Genomic DNA, 25,988 nt, shown 5'->3' on the forward strand with positions numbered 1-25,988 from the left:
CACGGAAATTAAATGCACGATATGAAAAAAATTGCCCTCTTTATTTTGCTGCTGGCGGGTTTTGCTGCCAATGCCCAACAAACCTACAAGACCACGCCAAACATCCGCTACTATCCCGATGCGATATATAAGAACGATGCCTATGCCGCAGCGCGTTGTGTGATAGATATTTATCACCCGGAAAATGCGTCTGAAAAAACGCCGGTGATCATCTGGTTCCACGGGGGAGGCATTACCGGTGGCCAGAAAGAAATTCCCAATGCGCTCAAAGACAAAGGCTACACCATTGTGGGCGTGGGCTACCGCCTGTCGCCCAAAGTGAAAGCACCTGTTTATATAGAAGACGCAGCGGCAGCCATTGCCTGGGTGTTTAACCATATTGGGGAGTATGGCGGCGACTCTTCCCTCATTTTCCTCTCCGGCCACTCCGCAGGCGCTTACCTGGATATGATGGTGGGGCTGGACAAGCATTACCTGGCTAAGTATGATATTGATGCCAACCGTATCGCGGGCCTTATTCCCTTTAGTGGCCAATGCATCACCCACTTCACGGTGCGCGAAGAAAGAGGTATTAAGGGCACACAACCCATCATCGATAATATGGCGCCACTGTATTTTGTGCGCGCAGACGCCCCGCCTATGCTTCTTATCACCGGCGACCGGGAAATGGAACTGCTGGGCCGCTATGAAGAAAATGCCTACCTGCTCCGCATGATGAAGCTGTGTGGCAATACCACCACCCGCCTGCTGGAAGAACAGGGGTATGATCATGGTGGCATGCCTACGCCGGGATTTCCGCTGTTAGTGAAGGAGGTGGCAAGGCTGGTGAAAGCAAAGAAAGGATAATAGCCCTGATGGAGGCGGGGTTAACCCCTAATCCCCCAACGGCGCTAACATAATGGTAACGGAGCGGCATATGGATGAACTGATAGCTTACATACTGAAGCTTGGGCAAGTGGATGAACAAGGCATAGCCCATATACGGGAGCATGCTTCGTACATGGAGCTTCCCAAAGATGGATACTTTTCAAAAGTAGCGCACATCCCACAACAGGTTGGGTTTATCTTGGAGGGCGTGATCAGGGGCTATTATTACAATGCAGCAGGAGAGCAGGTCACCCGTTGCTTCATCGCGGAAAACAGCCTGGTGGCAGATTATATCCATTTTGAAGCGGGAACCAGGTCGTCTGAATATCTCCAGGCCTGTACACCGTGCAGGCTTATCGCATTTGAAAAGAAAGATTGGGAAGCGCTTTCCCATTTAGTAGAAGGGTGGGATGCGATCAAGCACAAAATGGTGCACCTGTGCATGTACCAGAAATCCAGGAAGGGCCCTGTTATTTCCCAGGATGCCACCACACGTTACCGGGAATTTATGGAGAATTATCCTACCCTTATACAGCGTGTCCCGCTGTCTTATATCGCTTCTTATCTGGGCGTTACCCAGCAGTCTTTAAGCCGGATCAGGAGGAACATGCAGTGAGCCGGTATTTACCAAATGGTAAATGCGCGTGCCTGGTTAACGGCTAGTTTTGTTTAAAGCATTCAACAAAACGTATCAAAATGAAAACTGCATTGGTAACCGGGGCTAACAAAGGGATCGGATTTGAAACTGCGAAACAACTCCTGCAACAGGGATTTTACGTGTACATCGGGTGCAGGGACCTGGAAAAAGGCATGCAAGCCGTGGCCCGGCTTAATACGGAGGGGCTCAACCAGGTGGAAGCTGTTCAACTGGATGTAACGGATCAGTTGTCGGTGGCGGCTGCCCGGGCAGCCATCGGGCGTAAGGCAGGCTGCCTGGATGTGCTCATCAATAACGCGGGCATTAGCGGGGGAGCGCCTTACACCGCAATAGCAGCATCTCCCGAACAATTCCTGGCAGTATTTAACACCAACGTCATTGGCGTGGCACGTGTGACACAGGCCTTCCTGGACCTGATGCAGAAAGCGGCCCATCCGAGAATTGTGAATGTAAGCAGCAGCGTAGGTTCATTAACGTTACAAAGCGACCCTGCCTGGCCCGCTTACGATTATGGAAAATATGCTGCATATGGCGCATCCAAGGCGGCATTGAATATGTACACCGTGCACCTGGCTTATGAATTACGGAATACACCATTTAAGGTGAATGCAGTATGCCCCGGGTATACGAAAACAGACTTTACGGGGAACAATGGTGGGGACGTTGCAACAGCCGGGCGCCGCATCGTGAAGTATGCCCTTATCGATGAAAATGGCCCGAACGGCAGGTTTTTCAGTGAAGAGACCCATCCGGGAAGCGGTGAAATACCCTGGTGATTTGCCTGTGGAAGGAGGTGGATACATCCGGAAGTGCAGGGGCCTTTCGCCCCATTTTGCCGGCAGGAACGCGCAATTGTTGTAAATTGGGCATAAACCCAAAACTGCACACTATGGATCACAATCTCATCACTACCAGCATTGAACTGCAAGGCTACCGCGTTGTTAGCCAGCATGGCGTGGTACGCGGCATTACCGTACGCTCCCGCTCCGTGCTCGGAAACGTGGCCGGCGGCTTCCAGGCCATCTTTGGTGGCAAACTGTCCATCTACGTGGACCTCTGCGAAAAGGCCCGTGCTGAGGCCTTTGAACTGATGGTACAACACGCAGGAGAGCGCGGGGCCAATGCCATCATCAATATGCGCTACGATGCCAACGAAGTCATGGACGGCGTAACAGAAGTACTGGCCTACGGCACTGCCGTAACCGTGGAAAAACTGTAAACAACTTTCCCTGCAGCCCTCCGCAATTTTTGAAACCTGGAAATAGTGCTTTTAATTTCCTTGTAACCTGGAAATTAAAAGTTGAAAATTATTTGCAGCAAAGCTCTTCCCACACAGGGAAGGGCTTTTTTATTGATACCCCTGAGCCCCTGCATCATAATTTGACGGAATAGCATCAATATCGCTTTTACCCCACCGCTACTTTTGTCCTTATCTAAATCCACATCTTACCGTATGGAAAATTTTATTGCATGCGGTAGTACCGTCCTGATTTTATTCCTGCACACTTTATCCGCCAGCGCGCAACAAAAGAAAATTTCTGGAAGGGTATTGGGAAATAGCCCGGAGGGCCCACATCTCGGAAGCCAGTCTTAAGTAAGCGGCTTCCATGTTTAACTTTTAAAGTTGAATGACCAGTACCTAAGACTTAGGACCTAGGTCCTGAGACACAGGACCTGGAACATCCCCCATGTTAATATCCCACAAAAAAATGCTCTCATACTAAATTATTCACGTGTGTCTATTGGCGTTCTTTGTGATCACTGGTTACAAACGAAAGGCCCCGTAAATTTTTCCTTTAATACACACACATAGAAAAAACACAGGGGCGTCCGCAAGTGGCGCCCTTTATCATACTGTAAGCTGGAAGTTTAGATAGCGATCAATACCCGGTCTTTTTTTAAATACTGGGCTCTATATTCCAACGGATTCTTTTGCATGATCTCCTTGAACTGGTGGTAGAAATGGGAAAGGTTGTTGTACCCGCACATATAACTGACCTCCGCCACACTCAGGTCACTGTTTTCCAGCAGCAGGCGGCAGGCATGCCCTATCCGTACTTCGATCAGGAAATCCAGGTACGTTTTTTTGGTTTTGGCTTTGAAGAAGCGGCAGAAGGAATGCTTGCTCATGGAGATCTGCGCCGCTACTTCTTCTATCAATATTTTCCGGTGAAAGTTGCTGAATGTATAATCAAAAATGGTCTGCACGCGCGATTGGTCCAGGCTATTGGCAGTATGGAAAAAACCGCTGCTGGAAATGGTTTCATAATCCCGCTCCCCGGCTATGCATTCCAGGGCGGAGAGCAGCAGCACCAGGCGGCGCGACGGGGTGGCGTGCAGCATTTCTTCCAGGAGGGGCGTTACCTTCTTTCGGCTGGAGGCTTGCATGCGCAGGCCCTGGTTGGCCAGTTCCAGCAGTTTCAGGATGGCTTTGCACTCCGGCAGGTTGCCGAAATGGCGGGCCATAAGATCTGGTGGAAACAGCACCACTACAGATTCCCCGATCTTATCTTCCGGGCGGAATAAATATTTGCTTTCATGCCGGAAGGTATGAGGCAGGTTGCTGCCAAAGAGGTACACATCGCCGGCCTTAAAAGGCCCCACAAAATCACCGATCAGGCAGGTGCCTGCGCTGCGTTTAATGAGCAGCAGTTCAATTTCAGGGTGGTAATGCCAGGCGCTGAGCATTTCAGGGCCTACGTCTTTATGCACGTTAAAAGAACTTTCGGGCGTGGGGACCGCCTTCTTCAGGATCGCTTTCATAATGCAATAAGTTAGCAGCAGCTGTTGTGTGAATGGTATGATCGGCTTCGGCGGAGGCCTGTTTGCTAATGTAGCTAAATAATCACAGAATTTGCGGCAAAAATCAGTGCTGGCCCGCCGGTGCGCGCAGCCGCCAGAAGGGGAGCTCGCGGCGGGTGCGGAAGCCCAGCCGTTCATAAATGCCAATGGCCCTTGCATTGGTGCCTACCACGTGCAGTGCAGGGGTAAAACCATCTTTGATAACATCGCGGCACACGGCCGCCACCAGTTGATGCGCGTACCCCCTGCCGGTATAGTCCGGGTGGGTGCATACGGCGCTTACCTCTGTGAAAGCCGGCAGTGCCATGCGCTCCCCGGCAATGGCCACCAGCCTGCCCTTATCTTTAATGCCAAAATAACGGCCCAGGGCCGGTGTGTTTTCCAGGAAATAGCCGGGTTGCACCAGGTGCGTAAGCGCCTGCATGTCTGCATAGTCTGATGGGCCGAGCAGTTCAATAGGATGGGTAATGACAGGATAAGTGGGTTGCTCACAGACCATCTGTGCACAGCTCATTCTCTGTTCCAGTTGCCATCCCGGTGCCAGTGCAGGCATGGGGCCTACTGCGTAAACAATGGCATGGCCGCCCACCCAGGGGGCAATGTCAGCAAGCGGTTGCGTGCTTGTGGTGTCAAATCCCAGGAAAGGTAAAGTGGTAGTGTTATAGCGTTTTACGGTGTGGGTGCCTTCAGCAAATGCGGCATGCCGGCCCTGGAGGGCCGCCCATACCGGGTTATCCAGTTGATCTTGTTCCATACATTCAAATGTAGCGCAATGCAGGGGGAAACAGCGCAGGCATTTTTATGTGCGGGAATAGTGGTAATTTCTGTGTTATTTAAACGGGAACAAGCACAATTTATGAAACCACAGTTCTATTTGAAACGCGCATATGAACCGGCTGCAAAGGAAGACGGTTACCGGGTATTGGTAGACCGGCTCTGGCCCCGCGGGATCTCCAAGGAGGAGGCAAAGATAGATGAATGGGCAAAGGACCTGGCGCCTACCGGGGCACTGCGGAAATGGTATGATCATGATCCTGCCCGCTGGGACGAATTCCGTAAAAAATATGAAGCAGAATTGAAGGTCAATGAAGCCTTGCACCCGTTTATGGAAGCGCATGCAAGGCAGCATATCTTTACGTTAGTGTATGCTGCGAAGGAAGAGGCGTTATCAAATGCGGTGGTATTGAAAGCGTGGCTGGAAAAGCATTGGAAATGAACAGAAAGTAAAAACCGCCAGGTTATCCCTGGCGGCTTGCGAATATTAATGGGTATACAATTATCTGTAAGGCGCTAAGATGGCTTCCCATTCTTGGGCCATTTTTCTTTTCTGTGCATAACACCGGCCCAAATAAAGATGCTACAATATAAGACGGGTTGAGAATAATGACGTCCCTGGTTTTTATATCAGGAAATACTTCATCTGCACAAACAGTAAGCGCCGGTTTTTTTATTATCCTTGCTCTTAATGTTCATCCCAACTAAGGTACAACTTTTCCGGTGTTCATGGTTGTATTTTTTGCCTTAAGAAATAGTTGGAATCCTACACAAAAAAAGTAACGCACTGCTGCCAGTGCACCATGGGGCAGGGCCCGTTGGGAACAGTGGTATTTGGCAACAGCAATCTTTCCTCCCGCTGCGGGCCTCCGTTTCCCATTGCAGGATGTAGGAAACCTTTAGCAGTTGATCAATATCTGCCATGCCCCAGGCCCCTTTGTTGTAGGCCCTTTACAGGTCATTTTATTTTTTATTTGAGCAAAAGATTTTATCGGCGTTTCAGGAAGGTGAGGCGCTGGTCCAGCGATTCCTGGAGATCGCCCAGGCGGTTGTTTTGCAGCAACTGGGAAATGCCCTTGCGGATATCTACGAACTGGTGGTGCAGGGGGCAGGGATGCTTGTCGGAGCATTGTTTCAATCCCAGCCCGCAGGCAGAGAAAATGTTATCTCCATCCACCGCTTTCACAATATCAGCCAGTGATACATTGCGCCCTTTTGTGTCCAGGAAAAAGCCACCATTGGGGCCTTTTACAGAATCGACCAGTTTTTTGCGGCCCAGGTCCTGCAGGATCTTTGCAATGAAATGTTCCGGAGAGTCTATCCCATTCGCAATCTCCCGGATGCCTACACGGCTGCCGTCCTTTGTTTTTTGTGCAATGAAGATCATGGCACGAATGGCATATTCACAAGTCTTCGAAAACATGATCTAAGAATTTGCTTTGGCCAAAGATGCACCCTCCCGGCTATCATGCCGCGCCAGAACAGGAAAGCAGCACGGCCACTGGTTTATAAAGGGGGTCATTGTAAAGGAATTTGCTTCATGACCTTCATAAGGTTGGCAATGTTTTGTGCCCTTTGTTTGGCATCCGTAGCGGTAGGGCCGCTGAAATGTTCGTCCACTGTGGATTTGAACAAGGTAAGCCAGACATCAAAATGCTCCTTTTTAAGCGGCATGGGCATATGTTTAGACATCGGGTCGCCCGGGTAGCGGCGGGAATACAACAACAGGGTGCTCCAGAAATCACACATGATGCCCAGGTGGTGGCCCCAGTTGCCGTTGATCACCTTTTCAAATACGGGCCCCAGCAGGGCATCCTTTCTCACCTTGCCATAGAACTGGTGCACCAGCGTTGTAATATCTTCTTCTGTCAGAATATCCTGCATATGTTTATCGGTGGGTGTAGCAAATACGAATGCTATGATTTGAAAACGGTGTCTTGGGGGCGGATGTTCATGCGCGCCTGGAAAGTGGCGGCAATGCCGTGTGCCTTGCGCCGTACGTCATCGGTAACCGGGCCTGCAAAACGCTCATCCAGCGTGGCAGAAAAGAGTTGCAGCCAGCGGTTGAAGTGTTCACCTTCCAGGGGCAGGGTCACGTGCCTGGAAAAGGGATTGCCCTGGTAGTCACGCACGCCAAAAATGGCCATGTTCCAGAAGTTGTACATCGTTTCCAGATGTGCATCCCAGGTATCGTGTATGCGCGAGGCAAACACCGGCGCCAGTAAGGCATCTTCCCGCACTTTAGCGTAGAAGTTATCCACCAGCCACACAATGTCCTCCCGTCCTTCAATATCTTTTAACATGTGCATATCCATACGATTTATCGCCTGCTCCTGTAAGAGGCAAAGGGCCCCTTTTTTCTACCCGTCAGCGGGCCTCAAAAAATAACGCTGCCAGCAGCAGGGGCTCTTTGATGAAACAAAGCTAAATACATTTTCTAATAAAAGACAAAATTATCTTTTATTATTTTGAGGTAGAGGAGCCAAGCGGGTCGAAAGCCGCGTTACTGGGTATTTGCCAGCAGAGAGCATGCAGTTTATTTTCAGGGTAAGGAGGAATTGGGTGCCGCCGCGTTACTGCGCATTTGCCAGCAGGGAGCATGAGGTCATTTTCAGGGTAAGGAGTGAATAGGGCGAAAGTGGGCTACTCCGCATTTACCAGCCGCGCAAATGCACCTGCTCCTGTTTTTATAAACGCCCTGGGCCCGCGGTAGCCTGCCTCATAGATCATGGTAGTGCCCGTTTTGTTGAGGTAAATGAGGGAAGGGTAACCCTGGATGCCAAAATCCTGTGCCAGTTGGGCGCCTTCACCTTGCTCCCCATCCAGCGACAGGCAGATGAAATGTGCATCGTAGTAAATACCCACTTTTTTATTGGTGAATACGACAGACTCCAGCAGGGTGCAAGGTGCACACCAGGTGGCATAGATGTTTATGAAAACAGGTTTGTGCTCCGCCTGGGCTTTTTGCAGGGCCGCCTGGTAACTGCCCGTAAAGAAGTGAATGCCTTTTACCGGTTCAGGGCTTTGTGCCCTGGTAATGGTAATGAACACCCCGAAACTCATTATTAAGATCGCCAGCCGTTTCATCGCTACATGCCCCATACGGTGATGATCAATTCACGGGGACCGCCATCGTTGCGGTGTTCGCAAAGGTAAATGCCCTGCCAGGTGCCCAGTCCCAGGCGCCCCTGCACAATGGGGATCATCACGGAACTGCCCAGCAGCGAGGCTTTCAGGTGGGCGGGCATGTCGTCCGGCCCTTCATCATCGTGTAAATACTGGGGATCATTTTCAGGGACGGCTTTGCTGAAATACATCTCGAAATCCTTGCGCACGGTAGGGTCTGCATTCTCGTTGATGGTCAGGGAAGCGGAAGTATGACGGATAAATACCTGGCACATGCCGGTCTGCACATCGGCGTATTGCGACAGCACCTGGCGCACCTCCTGGGTAATGAGGTGAAAGCCCCGCGGTTTCTGCGGAAGCCGTACGCCGTGTTGATGGATCTTCATGTGTGTAAAATACAAAAGTCTTCCCGATGTGCGGGGAGACTTTGTATTTATTTAACAGCAGCGCAATGCCTGTGCCTGGCACGTGCTGCTTACCCCAGCAGCATGCCCCCATCCATGATAAACTCAGATCCTGTAATAAAGCTGGCACTGTCACCAGCCAGGTGCACCACCATCCGGCCCACATCTGCTGCTTTGCCAATGCGGCGCAGGGGCAGCCTTTCCAGCAGCCAGTTATGCACGGCATCCAGCTCCGTTCCAGATAACGTTTTTTTCATGATCTCTGTTTCCGTGGGGCCGGGACTTACACTGTTTACCCGGATATTGCGGGGCGCCAGTTCCAGTGCGGCGGTGCGCATTACCGCGTTCAGTGCTGCTTTGCTGGCGGAATAAACGGAAGAACCCACTATCTGTAGTTGTGCTGCATTGGAAGAGAGGAAGATCACCGACGCGCCATCATTAAGCAGGGGAATGAATTTGCTTAACGTAAAATAGGCCCCACGGAAATTGATGTCCATAATGCCGTCAAACTGCGCTTCCGTGGCTGCTTCCACCTGGAATTTGTCTATCACGCCGGCATTGATAAAGAGGATATCCACTTTGCCAAACTGCGCCTTTACCTGGACGGCCAGCTTTTCTATGTCCGCCACTTTTCCCTGGTCTGCTACCAGGCCCGTAACCCCCAGCTCCTGTGCTGCCTGCGCTATTGCTTCCTGGCGGCGGCCGGTGATGACCACCTGTGCGCCTTCTGCCTTCAACTCCTTTGCAGTGGCGTATCCTATGCCACTGTTGCCGCCTGTGATCACGGCCACTTTGCCTTTTAACATTTCCATAGCTGTTGATTTTTATGTTGCCAGCAAAGTTATTGATCGATTTGGTATAACTTTGATATTGGTATACCTGAGTATACCAGTACAACAAAGACATGGATAAGTCAATCTCATTGCCGTTTCGCGACGCAGCCAAGGAAATGCAGGCCTTACAGGATACTATTTACGTACTGGGCGGAAAGTGGAGGATTCCCATCATCAATGCCATCTGCAATGGCAACAAGCGGTTTAAGGAAATAGAACGGGCCATCCCCGGTATCACTACCCGCATGCTTTCGCGGGAGTTGAAGGATATGGAGCTGAACAAGATCATTACCCGCAAAGTGTACGCAGAAACCCCCGTGCTTATTGAATATGAGTCCACTGACTACTGCCTCACCTTTGCCCCCATTATTTCTGCGATGATCGAATGGGGGGCTAATCACAAAAGGAAACTAAGGGGAAAATAAACCGGGCCAGCAGTGTCTGCATTGGTACGGGCATGCCGTTTGAGCCATCAGCATGGAATAAATGCATATTATGGCAACAGCAACAAAAACCCGGGCCACCCGGAAAACCGCCAGCAGCAATAAGCCACAGCGCGCCGGGAAAGAGACCGCACCTTTGACCAGGAGACTTACTCCCGCAAAACGTGCTGCAAAGAAGGCTACAACCCCTGCAAAGCCAGCTGCGAAACCCACCGCCAAGAAGGCCACCAAAACCACTGGCAGGAAGGTTGTTACCGGTTACGATAAGTTCAAGGAATACAAAGGCCAGGTATATACCGGCATGCAGATTGGCCACAGCCACAAATGGTACTATGATAAAGGCATCTGGAAAGAAACCAAGGTAACACCGGAGCGCTGGGAAATCAGTTACGCGGTGACCAAGCGCCGCGCCGGCCATGCGCCGGAGGGCAGTGGAGTACCTGTAGGTACGGGGTATCACTGGTTCATCCTCTCCCACCAATACGTAGAAAAACTCAACGCAGACGATTACACCACCTCCATGGTGGGCCTCAAGTTCAAGCTGGCCCACAAGCGTGCCGGCAAGGCTTCCTGGAGTGCATCTGACAAGGCCCAGCGCCAGCACCTCATTGGCATTCTGCAGGGACTGATCACGGAACTGGAGCAGGAACCGGAAAAAACGGTACCTATTCCCTTGGCGTTCTCTTACCGTAATAAGGACTACGAAGGTGTGGCCATCCCGGTCATGTCCAGCTGTGCGCATGGTGTATGCCAGCAACTGGACATCACCCTGAATCATGAGCATGTGGGTGTACTGCGCTGCACGCCCAAAGGCTGGCGCATTACAGGAGTGCCACAGGGATTGGTAAATGTAATTGGTAACCTGGTATTTGAATGGTATGAGTAGGAGGGGGTAACAATGCGCTCCACATCCTTATCGCCTGATCCACATCTTCAGCAGCTGGTCGTCTGAAATGTCTACCAGGTGATAGCTTTGCGGGATCTCATCTTCCAGGCTGTGGAAGCTCACCAGGCGGGTACCACTCTTTGCATTTTCCAATGCTTTGAACAGGTAGTGGGAATAGTAGGTGTAAAGACTCACGGAGTGGGCAATATCATTGGCGATGGCCCGCTGCTGGTCCAGGTTTTCAAAAAAAGCGTTGTAGAAATAAAAGCCGTCGTAGGCGTTCAGATCCAGCTGAGTGAAATTGCCATGCAGGAATTCTACATTTTGTACCCCGGTGCTGATCTGCGCGGTTTTGGCCACTTCGTGCAGGGCTTCCCGCTGTTCCACCCCGTAGAAGCGGGCGCCAGGCTGGTGATAGCCCGCGGCCAGGCAGAATTTACCTACCCCGCTGCCGATGTCCAGGATAGACGCACCGGGTTTGTGGGCCAGGAACTGTGCTGCTTTCCGGGCTATGGAAAGCGGCGTCCAGTGATGTTTTGAAAGTTCCCGGATACGCTCCGGGTATACAGCATCGAAAGCGGCGTCGCTGCTGAATGCCGCAGGCTTTACACGTGTATTTGATAGCATAGTCTTAAAGCAAACTTGGATGTGGTGCATCCGTTTTTCCAGGCATTGGGAATAGTAAGCGACCCATGGCATGCTGAGAAAAAGTCTGATAACTTTTGTGTCTGCAAAGATACTTTTAATGTACCTTCCAGTAGTTGATTTTTGTCAATTTTCTCCCCAAAAACCGGATGATGAGCCTGGAAGGGTTATTTCCTATCGATAAGTGGGACCTCAGGTCCGGGTCTATCCTGCACCAGCTTCCGGAGGCAGACGAGGAGCGCCTGCGCCTGCACATGAGTGAGCAGCGCTATGCCAAGGGCGACCTGCTTTTCCGCGAAGGAGGCCTTCCACTGGGCATCTTCTTTATCCGCGAAGGAAGGGTAAAGCGCTTCACAACAGATCGCGACCAGAAAGAACATATCCTCTATGTGGCCAACAAAGGCGAATTGCTGGGCTACCACGCCGTGCTGGCAGAGGAGCGCTTCCCCGATTCAGCCGCCGCCCTGGAAGACACCCGGGTGGCCTTCATTCCCCGGGAAGACTTCCTGGCCACCCTGGATACCTCCGCCGTATTATCCCGCCGCCTGTTGCGGGCCTTCAGCCATGAATACACGGTGCTGACCAACAGTATTTCCATATTTGCCCAGCGTTCTGTGCGGGAGCGCCTGGCTATTACCCTCATTGTATTGCGGGAAAAATACAAGGAAAACAGCCACCGTGGCCCCGTAAGCATTAATATTTCCCGGGAGGACCTGGCCAATATGGTGGGCACTGCCAAGGAAAATGTAGTACGCCTGCTGCGGGAGTTTAAAACCGCCCACATCGTGGAAACCCGGGGACGCACTATCTTCATCACCAACCTGAAAAAACTGATCGACATCTCCACCTTTGGCCCGGAAGGGATCTGAATTTTCAAAAACTGATCGCATGCCCGCTTTTTTGACGGTATCCGGAGCTCAGCAAGCTGTTCGGCATCCTCTACCCCTGGGCCCGGGCATTTGAATTTTCAGCCGCCTGTAACCATGCTGCGCAGGGTGATGGCATTCTGCAATGCATCGCCAATGGTATTGTTAAAATACACATACACTTCTTTTCCTTCTCCCATCCATGTGTGGATGCGCGTGGCATATTGCTGCAACTGCGCATCGGTATAACCACCCTTGTAATCGCCCGCCGGACCATGGAAGCGCAGGTAGACAAAGGGTGCCGCGGTGGCTGTTTCCTGGAAAAGGGACCTGGGCATATCATGAAGCACGATGCCGGCACGATACGTATCGGCAAGTGCATAAATGCGCTTTGTATACCAGCTGGTATGCCGCATTTCCAGGGCTATCCTGTACTTATTGCCTGCCTGTACAATGGTGCCCAGCATTTGCTCCAATACCGGTGCATGATCGGCCCCGACAGACGCGGGAAACTGGATGAGCAGGCAACCGGTCTTCTGGCCTGCTTCGTCAATAACCCGCAGGAAATGCAGCAGATCGTGCTGCTGGTGCACGCTGCCGCGTACATGGGTAATACCTTTCCATAGTTTGAATGTGAAGCGGAAATGCTCCGGCACTTCTGTGGCCCAGCGGGCTACTGTAGCGGGTTTGGGTACTTTGTAAAAGGAACTGTTCACCTCCAGGCTGTTAAAGCGGGAAGCGTAATAAGTGAGCCTCGGTTTGTCCTGGAAAGCAAGGGGAAACGCCGCCTTGTTTGGCTCTGCAAACACCATATTGCTGGTACCACAAAAAAACAGTGGATGCTTCATGGAGGGCATAACATAAAGATTGTGCCACTGTCGCCCGGAGGCGGGCGCAGGGGGCGGCTTTTAGAAAACAGGAACGCCGCCCCAAACAGGGCACCTCCCAAAACAGGAACGCCACTTCACCGCAAGGAGCCATTCCCACAACAAAAAGCCCGCAAGCGCAAGGCACTTGCAGGCTTTCACCAAAAAGAAAAGCAGTCTATTTATTTGAAATTTCGTTCAACGCACGGGCGAACTGCTTCAGGTCGTTACGGAGTTCTGTTATGGAACCGGCGTGGGCGTTGATCTGGTCTATCAAAGACTCCATGATCTGCACCTGCGCTGGTGTAGGGTGGTACTTTTTTACCGTGTCCAGGGCGGCCTGCGCTTTGGGCAGGGCAAACTGGTGCAGCTTAAAAGTATAAGGTGGCTCCAGCAGGTCCACTTTGATCTCCGCAATTTTCAAAGTGTCCTGGTTATTCATTTTCATACTGCAAAGATACGCAATTAGTGTAGTTTAAACACATTGGCCGCGGCTGCATTGCTGCCCGGACGGCCTTTTAGAACAGATTTAACAGCATTTTTAGCCATTTTACTTTATCATGAGAAAGCCCGTGCCGGGTAAATAACAATGCCCAACGTGCGGGGTGGCTGCATTTGTTATGGGAAGCTGGACTTATTATGTTACCATTGCTTATGAGCGGCCTGCCTGGTGGCAACGATTTTCATAGTGCTGGTAACGTGGCGGGATAGGAGAAACAGCAGGGAATATTGTTGTCATAGCTATGGCCTGCGCCTGCGGCAAATCTTGCCGGATAAACAGTACCGGTATTCCTGTAATAAATCATGTTATAATCTAAATACGCGTATTATTTTCGTACCTGGATAGGCCGTATTTGCAGGCAGTTATCCCAGGTATAAACAGCTCTTATATGAATGATTTCATAGCCGCCCGCTCACAAATGGCCCTTTCCCTGGGTTTTCATATTGTGTTCTCCTGCATAGGCATGGTGATGCCTTTTTTTATGGCGGTATCGCACTTCATCTGGCTCCGCACGGGTAATGTGATGTATAAGAACGTGACCAGGGCCTGGAGTAAAGGCGTGGCCATTTTTTTTGCCACCGGCGCAGTATCCGGTACGGTGCTCTCTTTTGAACTGGGGCTGCTCTGGCCCGAATTTATGAAGCATGCAGGCCCTATTTTCGGGATGCCTTTTTCGCTGGAAGGCACGGCATTCTTTATCGAGGCCATCGCACTGGGGTTTTACCTGTATGGATGGGATCGTTTTAATAAATGGTTTCACTGGGGCACCGGCGTGTTGGTGGGGGTAAGCGGGCTGGTGTCCGGCATCCTGGTGGTGGCGGCCAATGCGTGGATGAACAGTCCCGCCGGTTTCGATTACATCAACGGGCAGTATCTCAATATCCATCCCATACAGGCCATGTTTAATGACGCATGGTTTTCGCAGGCGCTGCACATGTGTATTGCTGCTTTTGCAGCTACCGGTTTTGCAGTGGCAGGTGTGCATGCTCTCATGATCCTGCGGGGCAGTCACGTGCAGTTTCATGGCAAGGCATTCAGGATAGCGGCAGTATTTGCCTGCGTGGCCGCCCTGCTGCAGCCCCTGAGCGGGGATATCTCCGCAAAGGACGTAGGCCGCCGCCAGCCAGCCAAGCTGGCCGCTATGGAAGCGCATTTTAAAACTGAAAAGCGGGCGCCCCTGATCATTGGCGGCATCCCGGATGAAAAAAACAAAACCGTACACTTTGCCATTGAAATACCCGGTATGCTCAGCTTCATGGCGCATGACGATTTCAATGCGGAAGTAACGGGGCTGGACCAGATAAAACCGGAAGACCATCCGCCTGTAGCCGTTACCCATTATGCATTCCAGGTGATGGTAGGCCTGGGCATGCTGATGCTGGCTATTTCACTGTTGTATTTTATAGCTGTCTGGAAAAAGAAACAATGGCTGCAAAAACAATGGTTGCTCAAACTCTTTGTGCTGGCCACACCCGCGGGTTTCCTGGCGGTGGAGGCAGGATGGACGGTGACGGAAGTAGGACGGCAGCCCTGGATCATCAACGGCATTATGCGCACGGCCGATGCTGTGACGCCTATGCCGGGCATTGTTTACTCCTTTTACCTGTTTACCGCCGTGTATCTATCGCTGGCTGTAATTGTAACGTTCATGCTGTACCGGCAGATCCGCATGGTAGGCAAGTTATATGATCTGCCCGCAATGCCGGTCCCTTCTTCCCATTAAAAGCTTGTGCACATGTTATACGTGGTTATCATTTTCCTGTGGACGTCCATCCTGCTCTACCTTTTGCTGGGCGGGGCCGATTTTGGTGCAGGCATTATTGAACTATTCACTTCCCGGGATAACCAGGACCGTACGCGCAGGACCATGTACCGCGCTATTGGCCCTATCTGGGAGGCCAATCATATGTGGCTGATCATTGCCATCGTGATCTTATTTGTGGGCTTCCCCGAGATCTACACCACCATGTCCATCTACCTGCACATCCCGCTGGTCATTATGCTGCTGGGCATCGTTGCGCGGGGCACCGCGTTTTCATTCCGCAATTATGATGCGGTGGTAGATGACATGCAGGTCATTTATAACCGCATCTTTATGTACGCCAGTTGCGTAACGCCGTTCTTCCTGGGCATCATCGCGGGGAGCGCAGTGGCCGGGCGCATTGATACACATGCCACTAATTTTCTCGACGCCTATGTATTCAGCTGGCTGCACTGGTTTTCCGTAGCCATCGGTTTTTTTACGGTAGCCATCTGTGGCTTCCTGGCATCGGTGTACCTGATCGGGGAAACGGATAATGAAACAGACCGCCAGCGCTTTATTTCCAAAGCCCGCACTACCAACATCCTGGCGGTGATAGCCGGCGCGCTGGTATTCGTCGCGGCACAGGTGGAACACATTCCCCTCATGGACTGGATCTTTGGCAATCCTGTAGGCATTACGGCAATTGTGCTGGCCAGTCTTTCCCTGGTGCTGCTCTGGTACCTGCTTTTTCATGGTAAAACCAAGATCCTGCGCGTGCTGGCGGGCTTCCAGGTAACGATGATCTTGCTGACCACCACTTACCGCCACTATCCCAAGATCGTATTGCTGAAAGGCGGCGGTTATCTTTCATTGCTGGAGCATGCGGGTAATGAGCATACCATGGCTGCTTTGGGGTGGGCGCTGCTGCTGGGGAGCGTGTTTATTTTACCGGCCGTGTTTTACCTGATCTACAGCTTTCAGAAAAAGAAAGCGAGTGTGGCGCATTAAATTGTACAGTGTTTTTTGGTATAAACAAAAGGCCCGCGGATGTTTTCCGCGGGCTTTTGTTATCAGGTTAAAAATTGTTCCAAGAAGCTGCCTATTTGTTTTTCCCGGGCTACGAAATGTATTTCCAGTATCCAGTCACCAGGTCCGGTGGGTTTTCATCGTACCGGGCCAGGGTATTGGCGCCTGCGCGGATAATGCGTTTATGCCAATACTCTGTACACAATACTTACTACATGCTGCCTGGTACAATTTTTAATTCTTCTGCACCGGCGTTACCCTGAACTCCCGCTTGTAGTTATCGCGCAGGATGCCCACATATTGGAACTGCCCGATCTTGTCTTCGGTCAGCATTTTAAAAAGGGCGTCGGAGGTTTCCACAGGCTGGTTGTTGAATGCGTAAAGAATATCGCCGCTCAGGATGCCGGCCTTTTGAGCAGGGCTATTGGTAGCCACCGCGGAGATGAAGAGCGCCTGTTTGTTAGGCAGTTCGTTCATGGAGCGTAGTTTGGGCACCAGGTCTATCTGCTGCATGGAAAGGCCCAGGTAGGCGCGCCTCACCTTGCCAAAGCGTATCAGCTGGCTGGCCACTTCTTTAGCGGTGCTGATGCTGATGGCAAAGCAAAGGCCTTGTGCCCCGCGAATGGTGGCGGTGTTCACGCCAATCACTTCCCCGTCCGCGTTGATCAGGGGGCCGCCGGAGTTACCGGGGTTCAGCGAGGCGTCTGTCTGGATCATGCTGTCCATCATCTGGCCCGTCTGGCTTTGCAGGCTGCGTCCCAGGGCGCTTACTACGCCGGCGGTTACAGTGTGCTGGAAGCCCAGTGGGTTGCCAATGGCGATCACCAGCTGCCCAATCTGCAGGTCTTCTGCATTACCCAGTTTTGCGGGTGTAAAATCAGTGGCGGAGATCTTCAGGATGGCCAGGTCTGTGTCCGGGTCTTCACCAATAAGGGCGGCCGGGAAAGTGCTGCCATCGTAGAGTTTTACCTTAATGCGGCTGGCATTGTGGATCACGTGGCTGTTGGTAGCCAGGTATCCGTCGGAAGAAAAGATAAAGCCGGAGCCGGTGCCGGCCAGGGTTTCACGCTGGTCTTGTGTATGATAGGTTTCTATTTTCACCACCGCTGTCCTTACCTTTTCCACCGCTTGAATGATGGTTTGGGAATATTGATCCATGGTATTGATTTTGTCGTTACCGCTTCAAACAATATTCCCAATGCCAAAACCGGGCATTGTGGCAGGCAGGAAGGGAGGGATGCGGAACTTACGTCACCGGGGCGTGCAGCTTACTACCATTAATGGCGGTTTTTGCCGTTGCGTGTTCCGGGGAAACATTAATATCCGGTGCTCACCGTAAGCGCTTTCCATTGCTCCATTTCCGCCTGCAAACCTGCTATGCGCAACTGTGCACGGTCGTACGCATCCTGGCCGAGGAACAGTGTCACGGGCGGATTTTCATTTTCCGCAAGGGCAATGAACGCTGCTGCGGCCTTGTCCGGGTCTCCTGCCTGCTGGCCATCCATGCTGGCATAGCGGGTGTGTGAGTCGTGCACAGCGGTGTAATCATCGATCCTGTTTTCAGCGATCACCAGGGAGCTGCTGGTCAGGAAGTTGGTCCGGAAAGCACCGGGCGCCACCACCGTGGCTTTTATACCAAATTCCTTGACGTCTTCTGCCAGCACCTGGGTGAGGCCCATTACGGCAAACTTTACCCCTGCATAGGCGCCCCAGCCGCAGGCCGGTGCAAAGCCTGCAATGGAGGAGATGTTTATAATATGCCCCGAGCGCTGCTTGCGCAATTGCGGCATTACGGCCTGGATCACGTGCACCGTGGCAAACACATTAATGCCAAAGCTGTCCAGCAGTTCGTTCTCACTGATCTCTTCCAGGGCGCCGCCTATACCATAGCCGGCATTATTCACTACCACGTCTATCCGGCCAAAGGTTTCAATTGTTTTTGCAATGGCCGCTTTGATACTTTCAGGGCTGCCCAGGTTAGTGGACAGGGGCAGTAAATCCTTGCTGGTGCTGCCAATGGCGCTTTGCAGCATTTCGGCACTGCGGGAAGTGGCGGCCACCGCATCGCCTTTTTCCAGTAACTTTTTTACGAGCGCCAATCCCAGGCCCTGGGAGGCGCCGGTTACAAACCATACTTTTTGATTGCTCATGTGTTCCGGTATTTTGGTATGGCAAAATTAGGGCGGGCATCCCGGAACAGGCTTACGCCAATCAAACGATAACTTGCGAAAATCAAACAATTAAAAAATGAGGAGGGAGAATCCGACAATTGCCGGTGTGCACCTTTATTTTATTTAATTTAGGGACGCAAATTGACGGGGAAGACATGCTTTCCCCTCACCGGAGCAATTCCCCTTTATCTGTAAATCCCACCTATTCACTTCTTAAAATAGAAAACCATGATGAAACAAGCATTATCGGGCGAATTCCGCCATGAGGCGGAAAACACCCGGAAACTGCTGTCTATGATCCCGGACAGCCCATTGGACCATCGCCGCCGGCCACACCTTGCAGGTGGTGCGGGGCTCTTTGTACAACCACTTATAGCATCCCGGTGGTGAGCGGATCTTCCACCTGCGGGCTACCGGCAATAAGGTGCCTTCCCTGTATGGCCCCAACTACGAAGAGTCGCAAAAGATGAGCGCATAAAATATTTTACATTTTCCACTTCAAAAATAAATAACCATGGCAGTCGTAAATGTTTACCTGACTTTCAACGGCAATTGCCGGGAAGCTTTTGAATTCTATAAATCTGTATTTGGCGGCGACTTCCCCTACGCCGGTACTTTTGGCGAAATGCCCACTCAGGATGGCAAACCGGTGCCCGAAGCAGACAAGAACAAGATCATGCACATCAGCTTACCCATTAGCAAGGAAACCGTATTGATGGGCAGTGATGCGGGCGGTGAATGGGCGCCCCACTACAAAGCGGGCAATAACTTTTCTATCTCCGTTGGCGCTGCCACCAAGGCGGAAGCGGACCAGCTCTTTAACGGGCTATCCGCCGGCGGACAGGTTACCATGCCAATGGCAGATACCTTCTGGGGCGCATATTTCGGGATGTTTACTGACAAGTTTGGTATTAACTGGATGGTAAATTATGACGATCCGGCTAAAGTGCAACACTAGTTTAGCTGGATGATAATTGCATGCTAAAAGCGGCTGCCCTGCGCAAGGGTAGCCGCTTTTGATTTTTCATTATTTGAATTTGACAACTTTTGGTTTGATTGACGTAAGTGCCGGCCGGGCGGATGACGGTAATTTTGTACCTGATCCAAATGGTATGTTATGAATAAAGCAGAATCCCTGCAACAGTTCTACTTCCGGAACTTTAACACTGCGCCGCCGCTTACGCCCGCTACTATCGGTCATTTCAACGTGTTTAAGGTAGATGATTCCTGCCTGCATGAGCGGAAGCATTATTCCCGGCGGGATTTTTATAAGATCAGTCTTCTGCGCGGCCACTATATTTTTCATTATGCGGATAAAAGCCTGGAGGTAAAGGGCGCCGCCCTGTTGTTTTTCAACCCTCATGTGCCCTACACCTGGGAGGCTGTGGAAGAATTGAACAGTGGGTATTTCACCATTTTCAGCCAGTCGTTCTTTTCGGAAAAGATCCGCGGCGGGCTGGGTACCTTGCCTATGTTCGCCACCGGCGGCCAGCCTGCTTACCTGCTCAATGCACAACAGGAGCAGCGGGTGGTGGATATTTTTGAAAAAATGCTGGAAGAAAATGAAAGTGACTATGCGTTTAAATACGACCTGCTCCGCAACTATGTTACGGAGATGACGCACTTTGCCCTCAAGACCCAGCCCCTGGAGCAGTTTTACCAGCACCCGGATGCCAAAGCCCGCATTACCACGGTATTTATGGAATTGCTGGAAAGGCAGTTCCCGATCGAATCGCCTGCACAGCGCTTCCAGCTGCGCTCCGCCCGCGATTTTGCGGCGCAATTATCTGTGCATGTGAACCACCTGAACCGCGCCGTGAAAGAAACTACCGGCAAAACCACTACCGATATGATCGCGGAACGGCTGGTCTGCGAAGCCAGGTCGTTGCTGAAGCACACGGACTGGAATATCGCGGAGATAGGCTATGCGCTGGGCTTTGAAGCGCCGTCCCACTTCAACCACTTCTTCAAAAAGCAAACCAGCCAGGCGCCGTCTTATTTCAGGCATGTTTGATTTGAGCAACGATTGCTTTGAATCAGGGAAAAGTTGCGTAGCATGCGGTTCTAATTTTGTGCTAACAAAAACGCAAAGATTATGAGCACAAAGAAAGTATGGTTTGTAACCGGCGCATCGCAAGGTTTAGGTTTAACGCTGGTACAGGAATTATTGAAAGCAGGTTACCGGGTAGCTGCTACCTCCCGCAAGGCAGCAGCATTGCGGGAAGCGGTACCGGCATCGGAGCATTTCCTTCCGCTGGAAGTAGATCTTACCAATGAAGAAAGCGTGAAGCAGGCCATCAGGGAAACAGTTTCACATTTTGGCAGTATGGACGTGGTGGTGAATAACGCAGGATATGGCCAGCTAGGCGCCGTGGAGGAACTTACCGATGAAGAAGTGCGCCGCAGTTTTGATGTGAACGTATTTGGGCTGCTGCATGTGCTGCGCCATGCAATGCCTCACCTGCGTGCACGGCAATCCGGTCACATCTTCAATATTGCATCCGTGGCTGGATACTCGGGTAACTTCCCGGGTTGGAGCACTTACATCGCTACCAAGTTTGCAGTGGTAGGATTGTCTGAAGCGCTGGCGGAAGAAGCGGCGCCTTTTGGTATCCGGGTGAGCGTAGTGATGCCGGGTTATTTCCGCACTAATTTTCTGGCGTCCGGTTCCCTGGCCCAACCAGCCCATGCTCTGGATGTTTACGCAAATGTGAGGGAAAGTTCCGCAGCACACACAGAACAGATCAATGGCAACCAGCCCGGAGATCCCGTGAAAGCCGCCGCGGTATTGATGGCGCAGGCAGAAGCACCTAAACAGGTAGTGCACCTTTTCCTGGGTGAGGATGCTTATGCGCGTGCGGCAACACAAATGAAAACGGTAACAACAGATATGGCGGAAGTAGCCACAATGGCCACCGCCACGGCATTTTAACGGAAGATTGTTCATAGCACAACAGGAGCATCTAAGAAGAGGAGAGAGGCAGCGACGCCTCTCTTTTTTGTTGACCGCCGCCGCGTCAATTTAATAAGCAAAATTGCCGGGAAGGTTATATTTTCGGCCCGGCTCCCGGAAAAGGGGACCTGCTGTAACATGATGTTGAAAAATCGATTTTCACTCGCCTGGCTGGGCGCGCAGGAGTGGCTGGTGCTCTTGCTCTGGTTCGGACTGAGTCTCATAGTGGTGCTCAAGGAGATCTCCATTCATAACATTAATGACTACCTCGTGTACAAGCACGTGTTCATCCACGTGCGTGAGCACCAGAACCTTTACCTTCACTATCCCGAGTATTTCGATGTAAACAACTACGGGCCTTTCTTCAGCCTGATCATCGCGCCCTTTACCTTCCTGCCGGATAACATTGCCTGCGTAGTGTGGGTGCTGCTGAATTGTGCATTTCTCCTGTACGCGGTGCGTCAATTGCCGCTGACCCGCCTGCAGCAAAATATCATCCTGTTATTGTCCAGTCATGAGCTCATGGGCGCCAGCAGCTACCTGCAGTTCAATACGGCGGTGGCGGCCTGCATTATCCTGAGTTTTTCCCTCATCCTGAAAGGAAGGGATTTCTGGGCGGCCTTCTTTATTATGATCGGCGCATTTGTGAAGATCTACGGTATTGTGGGCTGTGCATTTTTCTTTTTTAGCCGGCACCGGTTGAAGTTCATCGCAGGGCTGTTGTTTTGGGCGGTTACGTTTTTTGTATTGCCCATGATCATTGCGTCGCCGGCTTTCATTGTACAGTGTTATAAGGACTGGTTTAACGCGCTGCGTGTAAAAACGGCGCAGAATGACCAATTTGAGCAGGGCATTGTATTGCAGAACATATCCGCCATGGGCCTTATCCGGCGCGTGTTTCACCTGAAGGCGTTTAATGACCTGCTGGTGTTTATGCCGGGTGTTATCCTGTTTTGCTCACAATACATCTGGCTGAAGTACAAAGACGACAGGCGTTACCAGTTTTATATCCTGTGCTCAGTGCTGTTGTTCACTGTATTGTTTAGCAGCAGTTCGGAGTCGCCTACTTATATCATTGCATTCCCGGCGTTGTGTATCTGGTATGTATTGCAATACCCGGGCAAAGTGAATAACATCTTTTTTATCATTGCCTTTTTGCTGGCACAGTTTGCACAATCCGATGTGTTTACACCCTGGTTCCGTACCCACATTGCCGTGCCTTATGCCATCAAAGCGTTACCCAGCCTGGTGATGTGGTGCGTGATCGTATGGCAGGTACATGCCCGCCAGTTCCTGAAACTAGCGCCCGTTACCGCCTGAATAATACAACCGTAAATCGCTGTAGCGCCTTGCCCGAAGGGGAGGGCGCTATTTTTTTAATTGCAGGGTAATGGCTATTTTAGATGCTTATATAAATGATTACGTTATGAATACATGGCTCTCAGAAGACGTGACCCGCATGCTCATTGCCATGGTCGTTGGGGCAGTGATCGGCACGGAGCGGGAGTACCGCAGCAAATCCGCCGGTTTGCGTACCACTATCCTGGTGTGTATGGGTGCCTGTTTGTTTACCCTGCTTTCTATCCGCATTGGCACTGGAAGCCCGGATCGTATTGCTTCCAATATCGTGACCGGCATTGGATTCCTGGGTGCGGGCGTCATTTTCAAAGATGACAACAAGGTGACGGGCATTACCACGGCTACTACTATCTGGATGGTGGCAGCCCTGGGTATGGCCATTGGGGCAGGGCATTTCACCGCGGCGCTGGTAGGTACACTGGTGGTGCTGTTTGTGCTGGTACTACTGGTGTATATGCAGAACGTTATTGAGCAGTTTAACCAGCTGCGTAACTATAAGATCGTAACAGAATACCAGCAGGAAACCCTGGAGCGCTACGAGTTATTGTTCAGGGAATACAAACTGCGGGCGGTGAGGGGCCGGCAAAGCAAGAAGGAAGGACAGATCACGGGCAACTGGATCGTGCAGGGTGCCAAGATCAACCACGAGCGCCTGGTGCAGCGCCTGTTGCAGGACAAAGACATCCTGGAGTTTGATTTTTAATCTTCGTATATGCCCAACGTTTATGAACGCATACAGGCTTTTAATAAGAACAGGGAGCCACAACTGGCAGCGCTGAAATATAAGTTACTCAGCCTGGACCCTTTCCGTTTTTTCCGGGGTACGGATCATTTGTTTTATGAAGACCTGGCCGTTGGCCAAAACTGGGAAGACAAGTCCCGCATCTGGATCAGCGGGGACCTGCACCTGGAAAATTTCGGCAGCTATAAGGGCGATAACCGCGTGGTGTATTTCGATATCAATGATTTTGATGAAGCCCTGATGGCGCCACCCACCTGGGAGGTGGTGCGCCTGCTCACCAGTATTTACGTGGGCGGCCAGTCTGTCAATTATGATGTACAAACGGCCGGTGCACTTTGCAAGATCTACCTGGATGCATACCTGCAGGTGCTGAACAGTGGGAAGCCCCTGGTCATTGAAAAGGAAACCGCAGACGGCCTGCTGGCATTCTTCCTGGACCAGGTGCGGCAACGCAAAACCCGCGACCTGGTACGGTCCCGCACCGTGCAAAGGCGGGACGGGCTGCAACTGCTGATCGATGACCAGAAAGTAAAAGCATTACCGGGCGAGCGGAGGCAACAGCTGCTTTCTTTCTTCAAAAATTGGTTTGTTCAGGCTCCGGGCATGGAAAAGTTCCAGGTGGAAGACGTTGCTTACCGTATAGCCGGTACCGGTAGCGTGGGCCTGCAGCGCTATGTACTACTGGTGCAGGAGCCGGCCACGGGCAAATACCGCCTGCTGGATGTGAAGGAAGCTACGCCTTCATCCGTGCTGCCTTACGTAAAACTGGCGCAGCCTCCGTGGCCATCCGAGGCCGCCCGCGTGATTAACCTGCAAAAACGCCTGCAGCATGTGTCGCCTGCCATGTTGCATGCTGTGCACATGGAGCAGAAGGATTTTGTGCTGAAAGAGTTACAGCCCTCGGCGGACCGTATGGACCTGTTGTTGTGCAAAGGCAAGCTGAATAAACTAAGCCGCATCCTGGAGACCATGGCGCACGTCACGGCTTCCGGGCAATTACGCTGCACCGGCAGGCAGGGCTCGGATATTGCCGACGACATGATTAACTTTGCGCAACAGGCAGACAACTGGAAAACGGCGGTGCTGGACTATGCCGCCCGTTATGCACAACAGGTGCACGCCGATTACGAAGCTTATTGTAAAGCCTATAAAGGATAATACTGATCTATGATACTGGATACATTAGCCAACGCGCAACGCTACTACGGCCTGGGACCTAAATTTGTAAAGGCGTTTGAATACCTGCTACAAACGGATTTTAGCCAGGTGGAGAAGGGAAGATACACGATTGACGGAGATGATATTTTTGCCATCGTTAATGAGTATGACACCATTGATATAGCAGGAGAGCAGATGGAGTCTCACCGCAGGTATATTGATGTACAATACGTGGCTAGCGGCGTGGAGCGCGTAGGGCATGATTTTATGGGGGATAAAACACCTTCCCAGGCATATGATGCGGAGAAGGATTTTATGCTGTTTGCGGAGGCGCCGGCTTTCTTTACAGTGCTGGGAGCGGGGCAGTTTGCGGTCTTTTTTCCTACGGATCTGCATATGCCAAATTTGAGCGTAGATGACGCAGTGAAAGTGAAGAAAGTGGTGGTGAAAGTGGGCGTGTAAAAATGATATTGTTTTACTGTAGAAGGCCCGGTGCGTGAAGTGCCGGGCCTTTTTTTGCCTTGAAAATTTTGAAGGATTTTGGATGATGAAATAGGTTAATAATGCTTCAAAAGCTGAACAGGCTGACAGGTTATGTGTGTGTGCGGTGCTGGCTGCAGGAAGAAGGCTGGAAGAAAAGCACACTAAAATAGTGCTTCTGTGGTGACGGGTATCGTAATTTTTGCTGTTTCCACTCCCCGGGGGGAAAGGCGTTTTCCTGCCCGCAAAAAAAATTCGTATATATAGGCGTCGCTCTTCCCGTTCCGCCAAAAAATATTTTGGCATCCCAATTTTCTTTCTACCTTCACAACACTTTAGGGGTGCCGGAAGGCTGAGATGATACCCTTTGAACCTGATGCAGCTAGTACTGCCGAAGGGAAAAGCTACAATGACATTGCTGCTGCATATCCTCATGCGCATACCCGTCATTCCTAAAGTGCCCAAGCTTTAACAGGAATGAATATCACCATCAATCACCAGATCGAAGAAGTTGCCGAAAATGCCTGCCTGCACGACGTTGTACAGGAAAGGCTCGGGGAAAAACTGCACGGCATCGCCGTGGCGGTAAACCACGTGGTCATCCCCCGGGAGCGCTATGCCACGCATGCCCTGCAGGCTAACGACAACATCCTCATCATCAAAGCCACACAAGGAGGTTAAGG

Annotated in this window: 32 protein-coding genes and 1 riboswitch; of the genes, 19 read left to right on the forward strand and 13 right to left on the reverse strand. The window is 51.4% G+C overall.

What is annotated here, in order from left to right; translation table 11 throughout:
- Nucleotides 1–21 precede the first annotated feature (21 nt).
- From DCC81_RS14945 to DCC81_RS14960, 4 genes are all read left to right on the forward strand, one after another.
- The gene (locus DCC81_RS14945; protein WP_108687414.1) at nt 22–846 is read left to right on the forward strand and encodes an alpha/beta hydrolase; all 825 of its coding nucleotides are present in this window, start codon (nt 22–24) and stop codon (nt 844–846) included.
- 70 nt (nt 847–916) lie between these two features.
- Nucleotides 917–1,483, forward strand: coding sequence for a Crp/Fnr family transcriptional regulator (locus DCC81_RS14950; RefSeq protein ID WP_108688257.1), 567 nt, complete (start codon nt 917–919; stop codon nt 1,481–1,483).
- A gap of 80 nt (nt 1,484–1,563) precedes the next feature.
- Complete coding sequence (locus DCC81_RS14955; RefSeq protein WP_108687415.1) at nt 1,564–2,301, forward strand: SDR family oxidoreductase; 738 nt, start codon at nt 1,564–1,566, stop codon at nt 2,299–2,301.
- A gap of 113 nt (nt 2,302–2,414) precedes the next feature.
- Nucleotides 2,415–2,744, forward strand: a complete 330-nt coding sequence (locus DCC81_RS14960) for a YbjQ family protein (RefSeq protein WP_108687416.1) — start codon at nt 2,415–2,417, stop codon at nt 2,742–2,744.
- Between the two features lie 650 nt (nt 2,745–3,394).
- Here DCC81_RS14960 and DCC81_RS14965 read toward each other — a convergent pair.
- Both DCC81_RS14965 and DCC81_RS14970 read right to left on the reverse strand, forming a co-directional pair.
- Nucleotides 3,395–4,288: an AraC family transcriptional regulator gene (locus DCC81_RS14965; protein WP_165806598.1), complete on the reverse strand. Its 894-nt coding sequence runs from the start codon at nt 4,286–4,288 to the stop codon at nt 3,395–3,397.
- Between the two features lie 103 nt (nt 4,289–4,391).
- On the reverse strand, nt 4,392–5,081 hold the full coding sequence (locus DCC81_RS14970) for a GNAT family N-acetyltransferase (protein WP_108687418.1): 690 nt from the start codon (nt 5,079–5,081) through the stop codon (nt 4,392–4,394).
- Nucleotides 5,082–5,183: 102 nt separating this feature from the next.
- Between DCC81_RS14970 and DCC81_RS14975 the strand changes: the two genes are divergently transcribed.
- Nucleotides 5,184–5,543 carry a DUF488 domain-containing protein gene (locus DCC81_RS14975; protein WP_108687419.1) on the forward strand — a complete coding sequence of 120 codons (360 nt, stop codon included), beginning with the start codon at nt 5,184–5,186 and terminating at the stop codon, nt 5,541–5,543.
- A gap of 546 nt (nt 5,544–6,089) precedes the next feature.
- On the opposite strand, the gene DCC81_RS14980 is transcribed toward DCC81_RS14975, so the two are convergent.
- The 6 genes from DCC81_RS14980 to DCC81_RS15005 all read right to left on the reverse strand — a co-directional run bounded on the left by DCC81_RS14980 (nt 6,090) and on the right by DCC81_RS15005 (nt 9,443).
- On the reverse strand, nt 6,090–6,524 hold the full coding sequence (locus DCC81_RS14980; RefSeq protein WP_108687420.1) for an RrF2 family transcriptional regulator: 435 nt from the start codon (nt 6,522–6,524) through the stop codon (nt 6,090–6,092).
- 95 nt (nt 6,525–6,619) lie between these two features.
- Nucleotides 6,620–6,985 (reverse strand): group III truncated hemoglobin, encoded by a 366-nt coding sequence (locus DCC81_RS14985; RefSeq protein ID WP_108687421.1) that lies wholly within the window; start codon nt 6,983–6,985, stop codon nt 6,620–6,622.
- Nucleotides 6,986–7,017: 32 nt separating this feature from the next.
- Nucleotides 7,018–7,410, reverse strand: coding sequence for a group III truncated hemoglobin (locus DCC81_RS14990; RefSeq protein ID WP_205686342.1), 393 nt, complete (start codon nt 7,408–7,410; stop codon nt 7,018–7,020).
- A gap of 334 nt (nt 7,411–7,744) precedes the next feature.
- A complete protein-coding gene (locus DCC81_RS14995) occupies nt 7,745–8,203 on the reverse strand; it encodes a thioredoxin family protein (RefSeq protein ID WP_108687423.1) in 459 nt (152 codons plus the stop codon).
- Nucleotides 8,191–8,613 (reverse strand): secondary thiamine-phosphate synthase enzyme YjbQ, encoded by a 423-nt coding sequence (locus tag DCC81_RS15000; protein ID WP_108687424.1) that lies wholly within the window; start codon nt 8,611–8,613, stop codon nt 8,191–8,193. Before DCC81_RS15000 ends, DCC81_RS14995 begins: the two co-directional genes overlap by 13 nt.
- An 89-nt stretch (nt 8,614–8,702) precedes the next feature.
- Complete coding sequence (locus tag DCC81_RS15005; RefSeq protein WP_108687425.1) at nt 8,703–9,443, reverse strand: SDR family oxidoreductase; 741 nt, start codon at nt 9,441–9,443, stop codon at nt 8,703–8,705.
- 92 nt (nt 9,444–9,535) lie between these two features.
- Between DCC81_RS15005 and DCC81_RS15010 the strand changes: the two genes are divergently transcribed.
- Both DCC81_RS15010 and DCC81_RS15015 read left to right on the forward strand, forming a co-directional pair.
- Nucleotides 9,536–9,889 (forward strand): winged helix-turn-helix transcriptional regulator, encoded by a 354-nt coding sequence (locus DCC81_RS15010; RefSeq protein ID WP_108687426.1) that lies wholly within the window; start codon nt 9,536–9,538, stop codon nt 9,887–9,889.
- A gap of 70 nt (nt 9,890–9,959) precedes the next feature.
- Complete coding sequence (locus tag DCC81_RS15015; protein ID WP_205686343.1) at nt 9,960–10,793, forward strand: hypothetical protein; 834 nt, start codon at nt 9,960–9,962, stop codon at nt 10,791–10,793.
- Nucleotides 10,794–10,820: 27 nt separating this feature from the next.
- Here the strand turns inward: DCC81_RS15015 and DCC81_RS15020 are convergent, their stop codons facing one another.
- Nucleotides 10,821–11,420 (reverse strand): class I SAM-dependent methyltransferase, encoded by a 600-nt coding sequence (locus tag DCC81_RS15020; protein WP_165806599.1) that lies wholly within the window; start codon nt 11,418–11,420, stop codon nt 10,821–10,823.
- A gap of 167 nt (nt 11,421–11,587) precedes the next feature.
- Between DCC81_RS15020 and DCC81_RS15025 the strand changes: the two genes are divergently transcribed.
- Nucleotides 11,588–12,307, forward strand: a complete 720-nt coding sequence (locus DCC81_RS15025) for a Crp/Fnr family transcriptional regulator (protein WP_240612995.1) — start codon at nt 11,588–11,590, stop codon at nt 12,305–12,307.
- 98 nt (nt 12,308–12,405) lie between these two features.
- Here DCC81_RS15025 and DCC81_RS15030 read toward each other — a convergent pair whose 3' ends face one another.
- Both DCC81_RS15030 and DCC81_RS15035 read right to left on the reverse strand, forming a co-directional pair.
- The gene (locus DCC81_RS15030) at nt 12,406–13,152 is read right to left on the reverse strand and encodes a DUF72 domain-containing protein (RefSeq protein ID WP_240612996.1); all 747 of its coding nucleotides are present in this window, start codon (nt 13,150–13,152) and stop codon (nt 12,406–12,408) included.
- A gap of 196 nt (nt 13,153–13,348) precedes the next feature.
- A complete protein-coding gene (locus tag DCC81_RS15035) occupies nt 13,349–13,618 on the reverse strand; it encodes a hypothetical protein (protein WP_108687429.1) in 270 nt (89 codons plus the stop codon).
- A 442-nt stretch (nt 13,619–14,060) separates the two neighbouring features.
- Between DCC81_RS15035 and DCC81_RS15040 the strand changes: the two genes are divergently transcribed.
- Both DCC81_RS15040 and DCC81_RS15045 read left to right on the forward strand, forming a co-directional pair.
- On the forward strand, nt 14,061–15,395 hold the full coding sequence (locus tag DCC81_RS15040; protein ID WP_108687430.1) for a cytochrome ubiquinol oxidase subunit I: 1,335 nt from the start codon (nt 14,061–14,063) through the stop codon (nt 15,393–15,395).
- 12 nt (nt 15,396–15,407) lie between these two features.
- On the forward strand, nt 15,408–16,424 hold the full coding sequence (locus DCC81_RS15045; RefSeq protein WP_108687431.1) for a cytochrome d ubiquinol oxidase subunit II: 1,017 nt from the start codon (nt 15,408–15,410) through the stop codon (nt 16,422–16,424).
- A gap of 252 nt (nt 16,425–16,676) precedes the next feature.
- Here the strand turns inward: DCC81_RS15045 and DCC81_RS15055 are convergent, their stop codons facing one another.
- Both DCC81_RS15055 and DCC81_RS15060 read right to left on the reverse strand, forming a co-directional pair.
- Nucleotides 16,677–17,600 carry a S1C family serine protease gene (locus DCC81_RS15055; RefSeq protein ID WP_108687432.1) on the reverse strand — a complete coding sequence of 308 codons (924 nt, stop codon included), beginning with the start codon at nt 17,598–17,600 and terminating at the stop codon, nt 16,677–16,679.
- Nucleotides 17,601–17,758: 158 nt separating this feature from the next.
- The gene (locus DCC81_RS15060) at nt 17,759–18,592 is read right to left on the reverse strand and encodes an SDR family NAD(P)-dependent oxidoreductase (RefSeq protein WP_108687433.1); all 834 of its coding nucleotides are present in this window, start codon (nt 18,590–18,592) and stop codon (nt 17,759–17,761) included.
- 249 nt (nt 18,593–18,841) lie between these two features.
- On the opposite strand from DCC81_RS15060, the gene DCC81_RS25735 reads away from it, so the two are divergent.
- From DCC81_RS25735 to thiS, 9 genes are all read left to right on the forward strand, one after another.
- Nucleotides 18,842–19,003: a hypothetical protein gene (locus tag DCC81_RS25735; RefSeq protein ID WP_205686344.1), complete on the forward strand. Its 162-nt coding sequence runs from the start codon at nt 18,842–18,844 to the stop codon at nt 19,001–19,003.
- A 124-nt stretch (nt 19,004–19,127) separates the two neighbouring features.
- Entirely contained in the window at nt 19,128–19,571 is a 444-nt protein-coding gene (locus tag DCC81_RS15070; protein WP_108687434.1) for a VOC family protein, read from the forward strand.
- Between the two features lie 159 nt (nt 19,572–19,730).
- A complete protein-coding gene (locus DCC81_RS15075) occupies nt 19,731–20,627 on the forward strand; it encodes a helix-turn-helix domain-containing protein (protein ID WP_108687435.1) in 897 nt (298 codons plus the stop codon).
- A gap of 81 nt (nt 20,628–20,708) precedes the next feature.
- A complete protein-coding gene (locus DCC81_RS15080; RefSeq protein ID WP_108687436.1) occupies nt 20,709–21,545 on the forward strand; it encodes an SDR family oxidoreductase in 837 nt (278 codons plus the stop codon).
- Between the two features lie 159 nt (nt 21,546–21,704).
- A complete protein-coding gene (locus DCC81_RS15085; protein ID WP_108687437.1) occupies nt 21,705–22,886 on the forward strand; it encodes a glycosyltransferase family 87 protein in 1,182 nt (393 codons plus the stop codon).
- A 106-nt stretch (nt 22,887–22,992) separates the two neighbouring features.
- On the forward strand, nt 22,993–23,628 hold the full coding sequence (locus DCC81_RS15090) for an MgtC/SapB family protein (RefSeq protein ID WP_108688260.1): 636 nt from the start codon (nt 22,993–22,995) through the stop codon (nt 23,626–23,628).
- A 9-nt stretch (nt 23,629–23,637) separates the two neighbouring features.
- Nucleotides 23,638–24,825, forward strand: a complete 1,188-nt coding sequence (locus DCC81_RS15095) for a DUF2252 domain-containing protein (protein WP_108687438.1) — start codon at nt 23,638–23,640, stop codon at nt 24,823–24,825.
- 9 nt (nt 24,826–24,834) lie between these two features.
- Nucleotides 24,835–25,287 carry a YhcH/YjgK/YiaL family protein gene (locus tag DCC81_RS15100; protein ID WP_108687439.1) on the forward strand — a complete coding sequence of 151 codons (453 nt, stop codon included), beginning with the start codon at nt 24,835–24,837 and terminating at the stop codon, nt 25,285–25,287.
- Nucleotides 25,288–25,632: 345 nt separating this feature from the next.
- Nucleotides 25,633–25,722, forward strand: a riboswitch (TPP riboswitch).
- Between the two features lie 60 nt (nt 25,723–25,782).
- A complete protein-coding gene (gene thiS / locus DCC81_RS15105) occupies nt 25,783–25,986 on the forward strand; it encodes a sulfur carrier protein ThiS (RefSeq protein WP_108687440.1) in 204 nt (67 codons plus the stop codon).
- Nucleotides 25,987–25,988: the final 2 nt, after the last annotated feature.

This window comes from Chitinophaga parva, assembly GCF_003071345.1.
Taxonomy (GTDB): domain Bacteria; phylum Bacteroidota; class Bacteroidia; order Chitinophagales; family Chitinophagaceae; genus Chitinophaga; species Chitinophaga parva.

Bases quoted from the DNA above. Each gene is read 5' to 3' on its own strand.
- DCC81_RS15095 (WP_108687438.1), top strand. From the start codon at position 23,638: ATGCCCAACGTTTATGAACGCATACAGGCTTTTAATAAGAACAGGGAG.
- DCC81_RS14980 (WP_108687420.1), bottom strand. From the start codon at position 6,524: ATGTTTTCGAAGACTTGTGAATATGCCATTCGTGCCATGATCTTCATT.
- DCC81_RS15035 (WP_108687429.1), bottom strand. From the start codon at position 13,618: ATGAAAATGAATAACCAGGACACTTTGAAAATTGCGGAGATCAAAGTG.
- DCC81_RS15060 (WP_108687433.1), bottom strand. From the start codon at position 18,592: ATGAGCAATCAAAAAGTATGGTTTGTAACCGGCGCCTCCCAGGGCCTG.
- DCC81_RS14970 (WP_108687418.1), bottom strand. From the start codon at position 5,081: ATGGAACAAGATCAACTGGATAACCCGGTATGGGCGGCCCTCCAGGGC.
- DCC81_RS14975 (WP_108687419.1), top strand. From the start codon at position 5,184: ATGAAACCACAGTTCTATTTGAAACGCGCATATGAACCGGCTGCAAAG.
- DCC81_RS15020 (WP_165806599.1), bottom strand. From the start codon at position 11,420: ATGCTATCAAATACACGTGTAAAGCCTGCGGCATTCAGCAGCGACGCC.
- DCC81_RS15045 (WP_108687431.1), top strand. From the start codon at position 15,408: ATGTTATACGTGGTTATCATTTTCCTGTGGACGTCCATCCTGCTCTAC.
- DCC81_RS15040 (WP_108687430.1), top strand. From the start codon at position 14,061: ATGAATGATTTCATAGCCGCCCGCTCACAAATGGCCCTTTCCCTGGGT.
- DCC81_RS15090 (WP_108688260.1), top strand. From the start codon at position 22,993: ATGAATACATGGCTCTCAGAAGACGTGACCCGCATGCTCATTGCCATG.
- DCC81_RS15030 (WP_240612996.1), bottom strand. From the start codon at position 13,152: ATGAAGCATCCACTGTTTTTTTGTGGTACCAGCAATATGGTGTTTGCA.
- DCC81_RS15010 (WP_108687426.1), top strand. From the start codon at position 9,536: ATGGATAAGTCAATCTCATTGCCGTTTCGCGACGCAGCCAAGGAAATG.
- DCC81_RS15100 (WP_108687439.1), top strand. From the start codon at position 24,835: ATGATACTGGATACATTAGCCAACGCGCAACGCTACTACGGCCTGGGA.
- DCC81_RS15015 (WP_205686343.1), top strand. From the start codon at position 9,960: ATGGCAACAGCAACAAAAACCCGGGCCACCCGGAAAACCGCCAGCAGC.
- DCC81_RS14950 (WP_108688257.1), top strand. From the start codon at position 917: ATGGATGAACTGATAGCTTACATACTGAAGCTTGGGCAAGTGGATGAA.
- DCC81_RS15005 (WP_108687425.1), bottom strand. From the start codon at position 9,443: ATGGAAATGTTAAAAGGCAAAGTGGCCGTGATCACAGGCGGCAACAGT.
- DCC81_RS15075 (WP_108687435.1), top strand. From the start codon at position 19,731: ATGAATAAAGCAGAATCCCTGCAACAGTTCTACTTCCGGAACTTTAAC.
- DCC81_RS15080 (WP_108687436.1), top strand. From the start codon at position 20,709: ATGAGCACAAAGAAAGTATGGTTTGTAACCGGCGCATCGCAAGGTTTA.
- DCC81_RS15070 (WP_108687434.1), top strand. From the start codon at position 19,128: ATGGCAGTCGTAAATGTTTACCTGACTTTCAACGGCAATTGCCGGGAA.
- DCC81_RS25735 (WP_205686344.1), top strand. From the start codon at position 18,842: ATGATGAAACAAGCATTATCGGGCGAATTCCGCCATGAGGCGGAAAAC.
- DCC81_RS14965 (WP_165806598.1), bottom strand. From the start codon at position 4,288: ATGAAAGCGATCCTGAAGAAGGCGGTCCCCACGCCCGAAAGTTCTTTT.
- thiS (WP_108687440.1), top strand. From the start codon at position 25,783: ATGAATATCACCATCAATCACCAGATCGAAGAAGTTGCCGAAAATGCC.
- DCC81_RS15000 (WP_108687424.1), bottom strand. From the start codon at position 8,613: ATGAAGATCCATCAACACGGCGTACGGCTTCCGCAGAAACCGCGGGGC.
- DCC81_RS14955 (WP_108687415.1), top strand. From the start codon at position 1,564: ATGAAAACTGCATTGGTAACCGGGGCTAACAAAGGGATCGGATTTGAA.
- DCC81_RS14945 (WP_108687414.1), top strand. From the start codon at position 22: ATGAAAAAAATTGCCCTCTTTATTTTGCTGCTGGCGGGTTTTGCTGCC.
- DCC81_RS15085 (WP_108687437.1), top strand. From the start codon at position 21,705: ATGATGTTGAAAAATCGATTTTCACTCGCCTGGCTGGGCGCGCAGGAG.
- DCC81_RS14990 (WP_205686342.1), bottom strand. From the start codon at position 7,410: ATGCACATGTTAAAAGATATTGAAGGACGGGAGGACATTGTGTGGCTG.
- DCC81_RS15025 (WP_240612995.1), top strand. From the start codon at position 11,588: ATGATGAGCCTGGAAGGGTTATTTCCTATCGATAAGTGGGACCTCAGG.
- DCC81_RS14995 (WP_108687423.1), bottom strand. From the start codon at position 8,203: ATGGGGCATGTAGCGATGAAACGGCTGGCGATCTTAATAATGAGTTTC.
- DCC81_RS15055 (WP_108687432.1), bottom strand. From the start codon at position 17,600: ATGGATCAATATTCCCAAACCATCATTCAAGCGGTGGAAAAGGTAAGG.
- DCC81_RS14985 (WP_108687421.1), bottom strand. From the start codon at position 6,985: ATGCAGGATATTCTGACAGAAGAAGATATTACAACGCTGGTGCACCAG.
- DCC81_RS14960 (WP_108687416.1), top strand. From the start codon at position 2,415: ATGGATCACAATCTCATCACTACCAGCATTGAACTGCAAGGCTACCGC.